The 12,548-nt window shown below is 65.0% G+C and carries 12 protein-coding genes; 9 read left to right on the top strand and 3 right to left on the bottom strand.

Annotated elements, in window-relative coordinates:
• The 7 genes from sufB to BRAS3809_RS07510 all read left to right on the top strand — a co-directional run.
• A partial coding sequence (sufB, locus tag BRAS3809_RS07480) for a Fe-S cluster assembly protein SufB (protein ID WP_035655672.1) occupies nt 1–1,317 on the top strand: 1,317 nt, incomplete at its 5' end.
• Nucleotides 1,318–1,438: 121 nt separating this feature from the next.
• Entirely contained in the window at nt 1,439–2,191 is a 753-nt protein-coding gene (sufC, locus tag BRAS3809_RS07485) for a Fe-S cluster assembly ATPase SufC (RefSeq protein WP_008961480.1), read from the top strand.
• A 23-nt stretch (nt 2,192–2,214) separates the two neighbouring features.
• The gene (gene sufD / locus BRAS3809_RS07490) at nt 2,215–3,537 is read left to right on the top strand and encodes a Fe-S cluster assembly protein SufD (protein WP_008961481.1); all 1,323 of its coding nucleotides are present in this window, start codon (nt 2,215–2,217) and stop codon (nt 3,535–3,537) included.
• Nucleotides 3,534–4,781 (top strand): cysteine desulfurase, encoded by a 1,248-nt coding sequence (locus BRAS3809_RS07495; protein ID WP_008961482.1) that lies wholly within the window; start codon nt 3,534–3,536, stop codon nt 4,779–4,781. Before sufD ends, BRAS3809_RS07495 begins: the two co-directional genes overlap by 4 nt.
• The gene (locus BRAS3809_RS07500; RefSeq protein WP_008961483.1) at nt 4,778–5,149 is read left to right on the top strand and encodes an SUF system Fe-S cluster assembly protein; all 372 of its coding nucleotides are present in this window, start codon (nt 4,778–4,780) and stop codon (nt 5,147–5,149) included. The genes BRAS3809_RS07495 and BRAS3809_RS07500 overlap by 4 nt, the downstream gene beginning before the upstream one ends.
• Before the next feature lie 61 nt (nt 5,150–5,210).
• Complete coding sequence (locus BRAS3809_RS07505; RefSeq protein ID WP_008961484.1) at nt 5,211–5,600, top strand: HesB/IscA family protein; 390 nt, start codon at nt 5,211–5,213, stop codon at nt 5,598–5,600.
• A 120-nt stretch (nt 5,601–5,720) separates the two neighbouring features.
• A complete protein-coding gene (locus BRAS3809_RS07510) occupies nt 5,721–6,308 on the top strand; it encodes a TfoX/Sxy family protein (protein ID WP_008961485.1) in 588 nt (195 codons plus the stop codon).
• Between the two features lie 34 nt (nt 6,309–6,342).
• Here the strand turns inward: BRAS3809_RS07510 and BRAS3809_RS07515 are convergent, their stop codons facing one another.
• Nucleotides 6,343–7,410 (bottom strand): GGDEF domain-containing protein, encoded by a 1,068-nt coding sequence (locus tag BRAS3809_RS07515; RefSeq protein WP_008961486.1) that lies wholly within the window; start codon nt 7,408–7,410, stop codon nt 6,343–6,345.
• A gap of 350 nt (nt 7,411–7,760) precedes the next feature.
• Nucleotides 7,761–9,206 (bottom strand): DEAD/DEAH box helicase, encoded by a 1,446-nt coding sequence (locus BRAS3809_RS07520; RefSeq protein ID WP_008961487.1) that lies wholly within the window; start codon nt 9,204–9,206, stop codon nt 7,761–7,763.
• 318 nt (nt 9,207–9,524) lie between these two features.
• Between BRAS3809_RS07520 and BRAS3809_RS07525 the strand changes: the two genes are divergently transcribed.
• Entirely contained in the window at nt 9,525–10,112 is a 588-nt protein-coding gene (locus tag BRAS3809_RS07525) for a TMEM175 family protein (protein WP_008961488.1), read from the top strand.
• 89 nt (nt 10,113–10,201) lie between these two features.
• On the top strand, nt 10,202–11,701 hold the full coding sequence (locus BRAS3809_RS07530) for a caspase family protein (RefSeq protein ID WP_008961489.1): 1,500 nt from the start codon (nt 10,202–10,204) through the stop codon (nt 11,699–11,701).
• Between the two features lie 9 nt (nt 11,702–11,710).
• Here BRAS3809_RS07530 and BRAS3809_RS07535 read toward each other — a convergent pair whose 3' ends face one another.
• A complete protein-coding gene (locus BRAS3809_RS07535; protein WP_008961490.1) occupies nt 11,711–12,478 on the bottom strand; it encodes an SDR family NAD(P)-dependent oxidoreductase in 768 nt (255 codons plus the stop codon).
• Between the last annotated feature and the right edge of the window lie 70 nt (nt 12,479–12,548).

The raw sequence follows: 12,548 nt of genomic DNA on the forward strand, positions 1-12,548 counted from the left end.
GCCTATCGCCGCTGGCTGACCATGCAGGAGCCGACCTGGGCGCGCGTCGACTATCCGAAGATCGACTTCCAGGATCTGTATTATTACGCCGCGCCGAAGCCGAAGAAGCAGCTCTCCTCGATCGACGAGATCGATCCGGAGATCCTGAAGACCTATGAGAAGCTCGGCATTCCCCTGCGCGAGGTCGCCATCCTCGAGGGCGTCGAGCCCAAGCCCGGTGCCGGCAGTCCGGAGACGCGCAAGATCGCGGTCGACGCCGTGTTCGACTCCGTGTCGGTGGCCACGACCTTCAAGGAGGAGCTGAAGAAGGCCGGCGTCATCTTCATGCCGATCTCCGAGGCCATCCGCGAATATCCCGAGCTGGTGCAGAAGTATCTCGGCAGCGTGGTGCCGACCTCCGACAACTTCTATGCGACTTTGAACTCGGCGGTGTTCTCCGACGGCTCGTTCGTCTACGTGCCGCCGGGCGTGCGCTGCCCGATGGAGCTGTCGACCTATTTCCGCATCAACGAGCGCAACACCGGCCAGTTCGAGCGCACGCTGATCATCGCCGACAAGGGCGCCTACGTCAGCTATCTCGAAGGCTGCACGGCGCCGCAGCGCGACGAGAACCAGCTGCACGCGGCGGTCGTCGAGCTCGTCGCGATGGACGACGCCGAGATCAAATATTCGACGGTGCAGAACTGGTATCCGGGCAATTCGGAAGGCAAGGGCGGCATCTACAATTTCGTCACCAAGCGTGGCGACTGCCGTGGCGCCAACTCCAAGATCTCCTGGACCCAGGTCGAGACCGGATCGGCGATCACCTGGAAATATCCGAGCTGCATCCTGCGCGGCGACAATTCGCGCGGCGAGTTCTACTCGATCGCGATCTCGAACGGCTTCCAGCAGGTCGACTCGGGGACCAAGATGATCCATCTCGGCAAGAACACGTCGAGCCGGATCATCTCCAAGGGCATCGCGGCCGGAAAGTCGCAGAACACCTATCGCGGCCTGGTGACGGCGCATCGCAAGGCCACCGGCGCGCGCAACTTCACCGCCTGCGATTCGCTGCTGATCGGCGACAAATGCGGCGCGCATACGGTGCCGTATATCGAGGCGAAGAACTCCTCGGCCACCTTCGAGCACGAGGCGACGACGTCCAAGATCTCCGAGGACGTGCTGTTCTACTGCATCCAGCGCGGTCTGTCGCAGGAGGAGGCGGTCGGGCTCGTCGTCAACGGCTTCGTCAAGGACGTGCTGCAGCAGCTGCCGATGGAGTTCGCCGTCGAGGCGCAGAAGCTGATCTCGATCAGCCTTGAAGGTTCGGTCGGCTAATAGCCGCATCCCGAGAAGGCCGCTGAGCGGCCTTCTCCACGCATCAGCCTTGTAGACCCTGATCCTGTGAGATGCGCCTGAGGCGCTCCGAGAGGACGAGGGACAGACAGAAGAGACAACGATGGCACTACTCGAAATCAAGAACCTGCAGGTCCGTGTCGAGGAGCGCGAGATCCTCCACGGCCTGACGCTCACGATCGACGAAGGCAAGGTGCATGCGATCATGGGGCCGAACGGCTCCGGCAAGTCGACCTTGTCACACGTCATCGCCGGCAAGCCGGGCTATGAGGTGACCGGCGGCGAGATCCTGTTCAAGGGCGAGGATCTGCTCGCCATGGAGCCGGACGAGCGCGCCGCCAAGGGCGTGTTCCTGGCCTTTCAGTATCCGGTCGAGATCCCCGGCGTCGCCACCATGACGTTCCTGCGCACCGCGCTGAACGCGCAGCGCAAGGCACGCGGCGAGGAGGAATATTCGACGCCGGACTTTCTGAAGAAGGTGCGCGAGATCTCGAAACAGCTCAACATCCCCGGCGACATGCTCAAGCGCGGCGTGAATGTCGGCTTCTCCGGCGGCGAGAAGAAGCGCAACGAGGTGCTGCAGATGGCGCTGTTCCAGCCCTCGCTCTGTATCCTCGACGAGATGGATTCCGGCCTCGACATCGATGCGCTGCGCATCGCCGCCGACGGCGTCAACGCGCTCCGCTCTCCGGAGCGCTCGATGATCGTGATCACCCATTATCAGCGGCTGCTGAACTACATCGTGCCCGACGTCGTTCACGTGATGTCGAAGGGCCGCGTCGTGAAGAGCGGCGGCAAGGAGCTCGCGCTCGAGCTGGAGGCGTCCGGATACGCCCAGTTCGAGGACGCGGCCTGATCGCCGGCCGGAATGGATCTGTGATGAACGTAGCTTTGGTGAAGAACGACAGCGGTCCGGCGGCGAGCAGCGTGTTCGCTGCCGCGCAGGGCCGGCTGCCCGGCACCGGCAAGGTGGCGGACATCCGGCGCGAGGCTTTTGCAGCCTTCGAGCGCACGGGCCTGCCGCACCGGCGCATCGAGGAATGGAAATACACCGATTTGCGCGCGCTGGTGCGCGAGGTGCTGCCGCTGGCGGGCGCGCCCGATGCAGCGGCGCTGGCGCGGGCCAGATCGGCGATCGCATCGGTCGCGATCGAGGGCGCGGCCAAGCTGGTGCTGGTCGACGGCGTCGTGGCCGCCGAACTGTCGGATCTCGCGGCGCTGCCGTCTGGCGTCACCGTGCGCACGTTGCGTGCGGTGCTGGAGGAGCAGGGCAACGAGGCGCGTGGCGACCTGCTGTTGACCAAGGCCAGCGATCCGATGCTGTCGCTGAACGCGGCGCTCGCGACCGACGGCGTCGTGGTGACGGTCGCTGACGGCACCCAGCTGTCATCGCCGGTGCAGCTCATTCACGTCGCGACCGCAGGCAAAGCGGCTCGCTACAGCCGCTCGCATCTGAGGGTCGGGCACGGCGCGCGTGCGACCCTGGTCGAGACGAGCATCGCCGCCGAAGGCGCAACCGCCTATCAGGCGAACGATGCTGCGGTGATCTCAGTCGGCGATGAGGCCCAACTGTCCCACATCCGGCTGATGCGCGACGCCGCCGAAGCCGTGAACGTCTCGTCCGAGCTGTTCACCGTCGGCGCCAGGTCGAAGCTCAGCCTGTTCAACATGACCAGCGGCGGCGCGGTCAGCCGGCTGCAGGCCTTCTTCACCCTCGCGGGCGAAGCCAGCGAGCTGATCGTCAACGGCGTCAATCTGCTCCGTGACAAGCAGCATGGCGACATGACGCTGGTCGTCGACCATGCCGTGCCCGGCTGCACCAGCCGCGAGAATTTCCGCGCGGTGCTCGATGATCGCGCCCACTCGGTGTTCCAGGGCCGCATCATCGTCCGCCAGGACGCGCAGCAGACCGACGGCAAGATGATGACCCGTGCGCTGCTGCTATCAGACGAGGCCGAGGCTGACAGCAAACCCGAGCTGGAGATCTTTGCTGACGACGTATCCTGCGGCCACGGCGCCACCGCCGGCGCGCTCGATGACAGCCTGCTGTTCTATCTGCGCGCGCGTGGTCTGCCCGAGAAGCAGGCGCAGGCGCTGTTGATCCAGGCCTTCGTCGGCGAGGCCATCGAAGCCATCGAGGACGACGGCTTGCGCGAGCGCGTCATCGCCGCCGCCGAGCACTGGCTGGAGTCCCGCGCATGAGCACGCATCCGGCCGTCAGCAACGGATCCTACGACGTCGCCCGCATCCGCGAGGATTTCCCGGCGCTGGCGCTGCAGGTCTACGGCAAGAAGCTCGTCTATCTCGACAACGCCGCCTCGGCGCAGAAGCCGCGCGCGGTGCTCGACCGCATGACGCAGGCCTACACCAGCGAATACGCCAACGTGCATCGCGGCCTGCATTATCTCGCCAATGCCGCGACGGAGGCCTATGAAGGCGGCCGCGAGCGGGTGACGCGCTTCCTCAATGCAAGGCGCAGCGAGGAGATCATCTTCACCCGCAACGCGACCGAGGCGATCAACCTCGTCGCGTCGTCGTGGGGTGGTCCGAATATCGGCGAGGGCGACGAGATCGTGCTCTCGATCATGGAGCACCATTCCAATATCGTGCCGTGGCACTTCTTGCGCGAGCGGCAGGGCGCCGTGATCAAGTGGGCGCCGGTCGATGACGACGGCAACTTCCTGATCGACGAGTTCGAGAAGCTGCTGACGCCGCGGACCAAGATGGTCGCCATCACCCAGATGTCCAACATGCTGGGTACGCTGGTGCCGGTAAAGGAGGTCGTTCGGCTGGCGCATGCGCGCGGCATTCCGGTGCTGGTGGACGGCAGCCAGGCCGCCGTGCATCTCGCTATCGACGTCCAGGACATCGACTGCGATTTCTACGTCTTCACCGGCCACAAGCTGTACGGGCCGACGGGCATCGGCGTGCTCTACGGCAAATACGATCTGCTGGCCGCGATGCGTCCCTACAATGGCGGCGGCGAGATGATCCGCGAGGTCTCGCGCGATGTCGTCACCTATGGTGATCCGCCGCACCGCTTCGAAGCGGGCACGCCGATGATCGTCGAGGCGGTCGGACTCGGAGCCGCGATCGACTACGTCAATTCGGTCGGCAAGGAGCGCATTGCCGCGCATGAGCATGACCTCGTGACCTACGCGCAGGAGCGGCTCCGCGAGATCAACGCGCTGCGGCTGATCGGTACGGCCAAGGGCAAGGGCCCGGTGATCTCGTTCGAGATGAAGGGGGCGCACGCCCATGACGTGGCGACCGTCATCGACCGCCAGGGCATTGCGGTGCGCGCGGGCACGCATTGCGTGATGCCGCTTTTGGAGAGATTCAACGTGACGGCGACCTGCCGCGCCTCGTTTGGCATGTACAATACGAGGGAAGAGGTCGATCAGCTGGCACAGGCATTGATCAAGGCGCGGGATTTGTTTGCATGACCGACACGGCCGACGTCAAAACTCAGTCCGTCGAAACCCACTCGGCGCTGCCGCCGGAGGAGACCGAGCGTCTTTCCGGCGAAATCATCGCCGCGCTGAAGACGGTGTTCGATCCGGAGATTCCAGCCGACATTTACGAGCTCGGCCTGATCTACAAGGTCGACATCAAGGACGACCGCAGCGTCGATGTGGTGATGACGCTCACCACGCCGAATTGCCCGGCCGCGGGCGAGCTTCCGACCATGGTGGAGAACGCCATCGCCAGCGTTCCGGGCGTCGGCGTTGTCAGCGTCAACATCGTCTGGGAGCCGCAATGGACGCCGGACCGGATGAGCGACGAGGCCCGCCTCGTCCTCAACATGTGGTGAGGCACGAAGTTTGAATGATGGGCGGGATTGAACAACCGCCGGGATTGACCAGATGACCGAGATGACCAACACGCCAGTTGCCAGCAAGCCGAAGCCGCGGCCCCGTCCGCAGGTGATGCGGCTGACCGACGCCGCGGCCGCCCGCATCCGCGAGCTGACGCAGCGCGCCGAGTCCGAGATCATCGGCCTGCGAGTGGGTGTCAAGAATGGCGGCTGTGCCGGCCAGTCCTACACGGTCGAGTATGCCCATGACGTCCGGCCGACCGACGAGGTGGTGGAGGACAAGGGCGTCAAGATCCTGGTCGATCCCAAGGCCGTGCTGTTCCTGCTCGGCACCGAGATGGACTACCAGACCGACAAGATGCAGGCCCAGTTCGTCTTCAACAATCCGAACCAGATCAGCGCCTGCGGCTGCGGCGAGTCGGTGCAGTTGAAGTCGGCCGAGGTCTGATCGTCGCCGTCCGCCGGGGTAGCTCCCGGACATTGTTGCGTTCCCGACATTGACACCCGCCGTGGTCCCGGCCGACAAATTGGTCGAAGAGCGGGACCTGTGGTGCGGGAGTGCGTCGCGATGGATCGCGATTTCCTGATCGATCTGTTCGCCGGCTTTGGTCCGGTCACCATCCGGCGGATGTTCTCCGGCTTCGGCATCTCTGCTGACGGCATCAACTTCGCGCTGGCGCTCCGCAGTGGGCTGTATCTCCGGGCCGACGAGGCGAGCTTCGCGAAGTTCGAGGACGCCGGCTCCAAGCCGTTCTCCTACGAGACGCGGGCACGGACGATGACCGTCCGGTCGTACTGGCAGGTACCGGCGCATCTGTTCGATGACACCGACGAGTTTGCGATCTGGGCGAGAGACGCGTTTGCGGCAGCCCAGAGGGCAGCTCTGAGCAAGCGGTCCAGGACGAAACGGGCAGCCGCGCGAGGCCCGGGGGCTTCGAGCCAGAAGACGAAGGCTGGCGTCCCCGGGGCGGCGAAGACAAAGGCCAAGTCGGGCAATTCAACCAAGTCAACGTCAGCCAAGTCAGCCAAGTCAGCCAGATCATCGAAGAGCGCGAAGACGGCCGCCAAGGCGTCCCCAACCGGTCGTACTGTCCGGGCTCCGCCCGCAGCTTCGCGACGAAAGACTGCGCGTACGCCCGCAAACCGGGCGCGCTGACGCGGGTCTCCGCGGCGACCGAAGGTCTTGCTCGTCAGGCGACCTGGACCCGCGTCGCGGTGGCGTATTCGGGATCGTTTTCGCTGATCACGCGGTTGCGGCCGTTATGCTTGGCGGCATACAGGCAGGCGTCGGCGCGCTCGATCAGCGCATCGGTGTCGTCGCCGGGGCGGAGCATGGAGACGCCGACCGAGATGGTCACACGGCCCAGGATCTCGCCGGTCGACTTCTTCTTCAGCTCCTTCGCGGTGACCGCGCGCCGGATCTGGTCGGCCACCGTCAGCGCCTGCCGCAGCGATGTGTTCGGCAGCACCACGGCGAACTCCTCGCCGCCGTAACGCGCGGCGATGTCCTGCCCCTTGACCGCGTGCTTCAGCGTCAGGCCGACCAGGCGGAGCACCTGGTCGCCGGTGAGATGGCCGTAGGAGTCGTTGAACGTTTTGAAGTGGTCGATGTCGAACATCAGCAGCGACAGCGGCTGGTTGGTGGCAAGCCCGGTCAGCACCGCCGTCTCGATCATGCGGTCGAAATACTTGCGGTTGCCGAGTCCGGTCAGCGGATCGGTGAGGCTCTCGGCGCGGATCGCTTCCAGGCTGTGCTGCAATCCGCTGATTTCATCCTTGGACAGCGCCAGCCGCTCCTCGAGGAGGCGATTGGTCTCCCGCATCTCCTTCGTCGAATGCGCCAGCGCCTCGATGATGTCGACGAGCTGTTCGCGGCTGGTCGCAGAGGCCAGCATGCGATCGGCGCCCGCCAGGCTCGCATCGTAGCTCGCGGTGCGGCCGAGCGCATCGGTGAGCATTTCCATGAGGTCGTCGATCTCGCCGACCACGCGTGCGCCGACCTTGTCGATGCGGTCCGACGTCTTGAGATGCGCGAGATAGGATTCGTAGAGCTGGTCGAGTTCGGACTGCGAAAGCCTGCCGTTGCGCGCCAGCGTTCCGTTGATGATCTCGTTCAGCTGCGCATTGTAGCCGGTCGCGTAGACGTACCAGATCTCGTAGTTGCGCGGATTGGCCGAGTGACGGAGCGTTTTGATCTGGCTGAGCGCGACTTCGGCGAAGGCCATCGTGCGTTCGTGTTCGTCAAGCGCATTGACCACAACAGGTTCTCCCCAATCGCCCGCGTTGCCGTCACAGCAATGAATAAACAATGACGGCCAAGCTAAAGGACGTTTGTGAACCGGGGGTAAATACGGCCGTAAAGTCACGGGCAAGCGTCAAGCATCGCTTACACGCACGTAGTCATACTATATGTTCAGAAAGCTACATAGGAGCCCGCCTACGCAAGGAGGCAGTGGGCATGGGCTGCGCTGAGAACGGGCCAAACGAGTGGCGCGACTCCCGTGATGATCTGCGCGAGACCGAACTTAACCTACGTCTAGTCGAGCAGACGGCTGCCACCAAGCGGAGGCTCCGGGCGACTCATCCGAGTAGCCCGAAGCCGGAGTTTTCAAGGTAGCGGCGCGCGGACGGGGCGCAGCAGAAAAGCGGGAAGATGCGAATGATCGGCCGGCTCGTTGTCGTGATCACGACGCGGCCGGCGGGATTCGTTGCGCGGCTGCTCATGACGAGCAGTCGGAGCGGGCCGAGGCGCGGCGCCCTGTGCTGCACGCGGAGAGGCGGCGGCCGGACGCGGCTCGCGCGGCTCACGTTCCCGCGGCTCGCGTTCTCTCGACTCGCGCTCACGCGGGGCCTTGCCGCGGCTGCGCCGCGAGCTGTCGCGCGGACGACGCTCGCGCGCCTCGTCATCACGCGAGGACTCCTGCACCTCGTAGTCGCCCTCGATGGTCGGAATGCTTTGCCCGATCAGCTTCTCGATTGCCGCAACGGATTTCTGATCCGGCGGAGAGACGATGGAGATCGCGGTGCCGGTGCGGCCGGCGCGGCCGGTGCGGCCGATGCGATGGACGTAGTCGTCGGAATGATGCGGGACGTCGAAATTGAAGACGTGGCTCACTTCGGGAATGTCGAGACCGCGCGCCGCGACGTCGGAGGCAACGAGCAATGGCAGCTCGCCCTTGCGGAACTGGTCGAGCGCGGCCATGCGCGCCGACTGGTCCATGTCGCCGTGCAGGGCGCCGACGCTGAAGCCGTGCTTCTGCAGCGATTTGTGAACGATGGCGACATCGCGCTTGCGATTGCAGAAGATGATCGCATTCTTGAGGTCCTTGGCCTCGCGCAGCAGACGCCGCAACACCTCGCGCTTCTGATGGGCCTCGCGGCCGGACGGGACCTGCAACTGAGTGACGGTGACCGCGGTCGTGGCCGGCTTGGACACCTCGACCTTCTGCGGATTGTGCAGGAAGGCATCGGTGATGCGCCGGATTTCCGGCGGCATGGTCGCGGTGAAGAACAGGGTCTGGCGGGTGAACGGGACGAGCTTGCAGATGCGCTCGATGTCCGGAATGAAGCCCATGTCCAGCATGCGGTCGGCTTCGTCGATGACCAGGAGCTCGACGCCGGTGAGCAGCAGACCGCCCCGTTCCGTATGGTCGAGCAGGCGGCCCGGGGTGGCGATCAGGACGTCGACGCCGCGCGTCAATTTGGCGTCCTGGTCGCCGAAGGAGACGCCGCCGATCAGGAGCGCGACATTGAGCTTCTGTCCGACGCCGTAACGGTCGAAGTTCTCTTTGACCTGGGCCGCGAGCTCGCGGGTCGGCTCCAGGATCAGGGTGCGCGGCATGCGGGCGCGGGCGCGGCCCTTCTCAAGGATGGTCAGCATCGGCAGGACGAAAGCGGCGGTCTTGCCTGTGCCGGTCTGGGCGATGCCGAGCACGTCGCGGCGTGCCAGCACGTGAGGAATCGCCTGTTCCTGAATGGGAGTGGGTGTGGTGTATCCGGTGGCCGCCACTGCAGCCAGCACCTTGTCGGACAAGCCGAGATTGGAAAAGGACATCGAGCCTCTGTGTCACGCGCCAACAGGCGACGGGGCGTCTGTTCGACGCCGCCGTTAGGAATCGAGGGGGTAAAATGTTGTGGCCGCGTACAACCCCGAAACGGCATGCTTTTGAAGCTGGGGGTTTTCTGACTGACGCAGACCCGCGGCCAGTGCTTGTGGAATCGAGTAGCGTTACCAAGCCGCGATGAGCAGAAAATAGGGTGAAATTGCCCAAAGTCAATGGAGCCGAGGCATGGAGCTCCGAAAAAGCTTAATGTTTTTGCCGAAAATGCAGGCACTTAGACCCGTCTTTGGCCCAAATCGAAAGGACATCGGATGTTTTCCAAGGCGCGGCTCGACACTCTGAGCGACAGCATCTTCGGGGTCGCGATGACGCTGCTGGCGCTGGACGTCCGGCTGCCCGACGATTTCCATCCCCGTGACGGCCAGGAGCTGATCGGCGGTATCGTCAATCTCTGGCCGAAATTCTTTCCCTACGTGCTCAGCTTCGGCGTGCTGGGACTGCGCTGGCTCGCGAATGTCCGGGTGCGCAGCCGCGCAGACGAGGTGCCGCGGGAGTATGTGCGATGGTGGTTGCTGTATCTGATGTTGATCACCTGCGTCCCGTTCACCACCACCGTCGTCGGACGCTTCGCGCATTTCGCGCCGGCCATCTGGCTGTATGCGGGGCATACGCTGCTCATCGCGCTGATCAGCTGGCGGATGATCGCGATCACCCCACACCTCGAGCCCGGCGATCATCTGCGCGACCGGCAGGTGTCGACGCTGATGCTGATCGCCGCGTCCGTCTTGACGATCCTGGTGAGCTTCATCCAGCCGGCACAGTCGCTGTGGGCCTTCGCGCTCACCTCGCTTGCGCCCTTCATTCGCAGCTGGGAGAAGCGGCGGGTGACGGCCGATTGAACCCGGTCTCGGCCGATTTCGACTACGCCAAGAAGGCGGCGCCGGCCGGACCGCGAGGGCAGGCGGGCGGCCCAGGACAGGAACGACGCATGCGCAGACCGATATTGACGCTGGTGCTGGCGGGGCTCGCGATCGCGGCGGCCGCGTTGACGCCGGCTTACGCGGAAAAGCGCGTCGCGCTCGTGGTCGGCAACAACGACTATCGCTTCGTTCCGAAGCTGCAGAAGGCCGTCAACGACGCGCGCACCATGGGTGATACGCTGAAGCAACTCGGCTTCAGCGTCATGGTCGCCGAGAATCTCAATCGCCAGCAGTTCAGCCAGGCGCTGCTGGCGTTCGACAATGCGGTCGAGCCGGGCGACACCGCGTTCTTCTTCTATGCGGGCCACGGCTTCGAGATCGCCGGCCAGAACTTCCTGTTGCCGACCGACGTGCCGGCCGCGACCGAGGGGCAGGAGGAACTGGTGCGCGACGCCTCGGTCCTCGCCGACCGCATCATCGAGCGGCTGCAGAACAAGAAGGCGCGCACCTCGATTCTGGTTTTCGATGCCTGCCGCAACAATCCGTTCGAGCGCGTCGGGACGCGCGCGGTCGCGGGCGGCGGCGGGCTGGCGCCGATGACGCAGCTGCCCGAGGGCGTGTTCTCGGTGTTCTCCGCCGGCCCGCGGCAGACCGCCCTCGACCGGCTCTCGAACGACGATGCCAATCCGAACTCGGTCTTCACGCGCACCTTCGCCAAGGAGCTGACCCAGCCCGGCGTCAACCTGGTGCAGGTGGCGCAGCGGACGCGGCGCGTCGTGAGCGAACTCGCCGAGACCGTGCGGCACAAGCAGATCCCGGTCTATTTCGACCAGATGGTGGACGACGTCTTCCTGAACGGCGTGGCGAAGGGACCGGCCGCGGCCGACAAGCCCGCCGAGCCGCAGCAGAAGCTTGCAGCGCTGCCGCCGGTGTCGGCGCCGCCGCGGATACCTCCGGCCAATGAGTCGTTGAACGCGCCGATCGCGATGTTCTCGCGCCACAATGGCGGCTGGACGATCACGTTCTCGATCGCCGATCCGACGCTCGGCATTTCCTGGCGCATGGGCGACGCGGGAGAGTTCCGCGAGACCGGCTTCATGGACGTGCTGGATCCGCGCACGCGCAAGCGCATGCCCAATCCCTCGATCCAGCTGCCGGCGGATGCGCCGGCCGGCACCATCCAGGTGCGTTACGTCGATGCGACCGGCGAGATGCAGGGGCCGTTTCCGATCCGCTTCGAGCCGGAGGCGGCGCTGGTGCGCGACCAGCGCAAGATTCTCGACATGACCTCGACCAGCTGGCTGTCGTTCCGCGAGTTCAACGGTCTGCTGGTCTACTACACGCACCTGATGTCGTATCGCTGCGCCATCCGGGAGGTGCGGATCGGCATCGATACGGCCGTGCCCGACAAGGTGCTGAACATGCCGGGCTGCGACATGAAGGATCCGATCGCGATCCCGTCGAATGCGACGCCCTACCTCAAGCTGCCGCCGTCGACGCAGTTCGTCTCGGTCGAGCTGACCTATCGCGATGGCAGCGTGTCGGAAATCAAGAGCTTCCGGCGCTGACGCGCTCGTTCACGCCATGATCGAATAGCCGCCGTCGACCGGTATCGCCGTGCCCGTGACGAAGTCCGAGGCGGGCGAACTCAGGAACGTGGCGATGCCCGAGAAGTCGTCGATGTTGCCCCAGCGCGCAGCCGGCGTTCTGCCCAGCACGCGGTCGTGCAGTCCGTCGATCTGCTGGCGGGCCGCGCGCGTCAGATCGGTATCGATCCAGCCCGGCAGGATCGCGTTGACCTGAATGTTGTCGGGCGCCCAGGCGCAGGCACAGGCGCGGGTGTACTGCACGATGCCGCCTTTGCTGGCGGCATAGGCCGGCGCGAAGCTGGCGCCGAAGATCGACAGCATCGAGCCGATGTTGATGATCTTGCCGCCGCCATTGGCCTTGAGCGCGGGGTAGGCGGCCTTCGAGCACAGGAAGGCGCTGGTGAGATTGGTGTCGATCACCTCGCGCCATTCCTCGAGTTCGAGCACATGCGGCGGCTTGCGGATGCTCATGCCGGCGTTGTTGATCAGGATGTCGATCCGGCCGAGCTCGGCCGTGACGCGCGCGACCATCGCGGCGACGTCGTCCTTGTTGCTGACGTCGGCCGTCACCGCGATGGCGCGGACGCCGCGAGCGGCGAGATCGGCGACCGCGGCCTGCGACTTGGCTTCGTTACGGCCGACGATCGCGACATCTGCGCCCGAATCGGCAAGGCCCCTGGCCATGCCGAGGCCGATGCCGCCATTGCCTCCGGTCACGATCGCAACCTTTCCTCCCAGGTCGAAACGGCCTGTCATGCAACGTCTCCAATCGATACGGAAAAGGTCAGCAGGTGCCCTGCCAGATCATCACCAGGCCGAGCGCGCC

Source organism: Bradyrhizobium sp. STM 3809 (assembly GCF_000239795.1).
Classification (GTDB): Bacteria; Pseudomonadota; Alphaproteobacteria; order Rhizobiales; family Xanthobacteraceae; genus Bradyrhizobium.

What these genes read in the sequence shown, in the direction of transcription:
- BRAS3809_RS07520 (WP_008961487.1), bottom strand. Translation starts at nt 9,206, where the DNA reads ATGTCCTTTTCCAATCTCGGCTTGTCCGACAAGGTGCTGGCTGCAGTG.
- BRAS3809_RS07495 (WP_008961482.1), top strand. Translation starts at nt 3,534, where the DNA reads ATGAGCACGCATCCGGCCGTCAGCAACGGATCCTACGACGTCGCCCGC.
- sufD (WP_008961481.1), top strand. Translation starts at nt 2,215, where the DNA reads ATGAACGTAGCTTTGGTGAAGAACGACAGCGGTCCGGCGGCGAGCAGC.
- BRAS3809_RS07525 (WP_008961488.1), top strand. Translation starts at nt 9,525, where the DNA reads ATGTTTTCCAAGGCGCGGCTCGACACTCTGAGCGACAGCATCTTCGGG.
- BRAS3809_RS07535 (WP_008961490.1), bottom strand. Translation starts at nt 12,478, where the DNA reads ATGACAGGCCGTTTCGACCTGGGAGGAAAGGTTGCGATCGTGACCGGA.
- sufC (WP_008961480.1), top strand. Translation starts at nt 1,439, where the DNA reads ATGGCACTACTCGAAATCAAGAACCTGCAGGTCCGTGTCGAGGAGCGC.
- BRAS3809_RS07505 (WP_008961484.1), top strand. Translation starts at nt 5,211, where the DNA reads ATGACCAACACGCCAGTTGCCAGCAAGCCGAAGCCGCGGCCCCGTCCG.
- BRAS3809_RS07530 (WP_008961489.1), top strand. Translation starts at nt 10,202, where the DNA reads ATGCGCAGACCGATATTGACGCTGGTGCTGGCGGGGCTCGCGATCGCG.
- BRAS3809_RS07510 (WP_008961485.1), top strand. Translation starts at nt 5,721, where the DNA reads ATGGATCGCGATTTCCTGATCGATCTGTTCGCCGGCTTTGGTCCGGTC.
- BRAS3809_RS07500 (WP_008961483.1), top strand. Translation starts at nt 4,778, where the DNA reads ATGACCGACACGGCCGACGTCAAAACTCAGTCCGTCGAAACCCACTCG.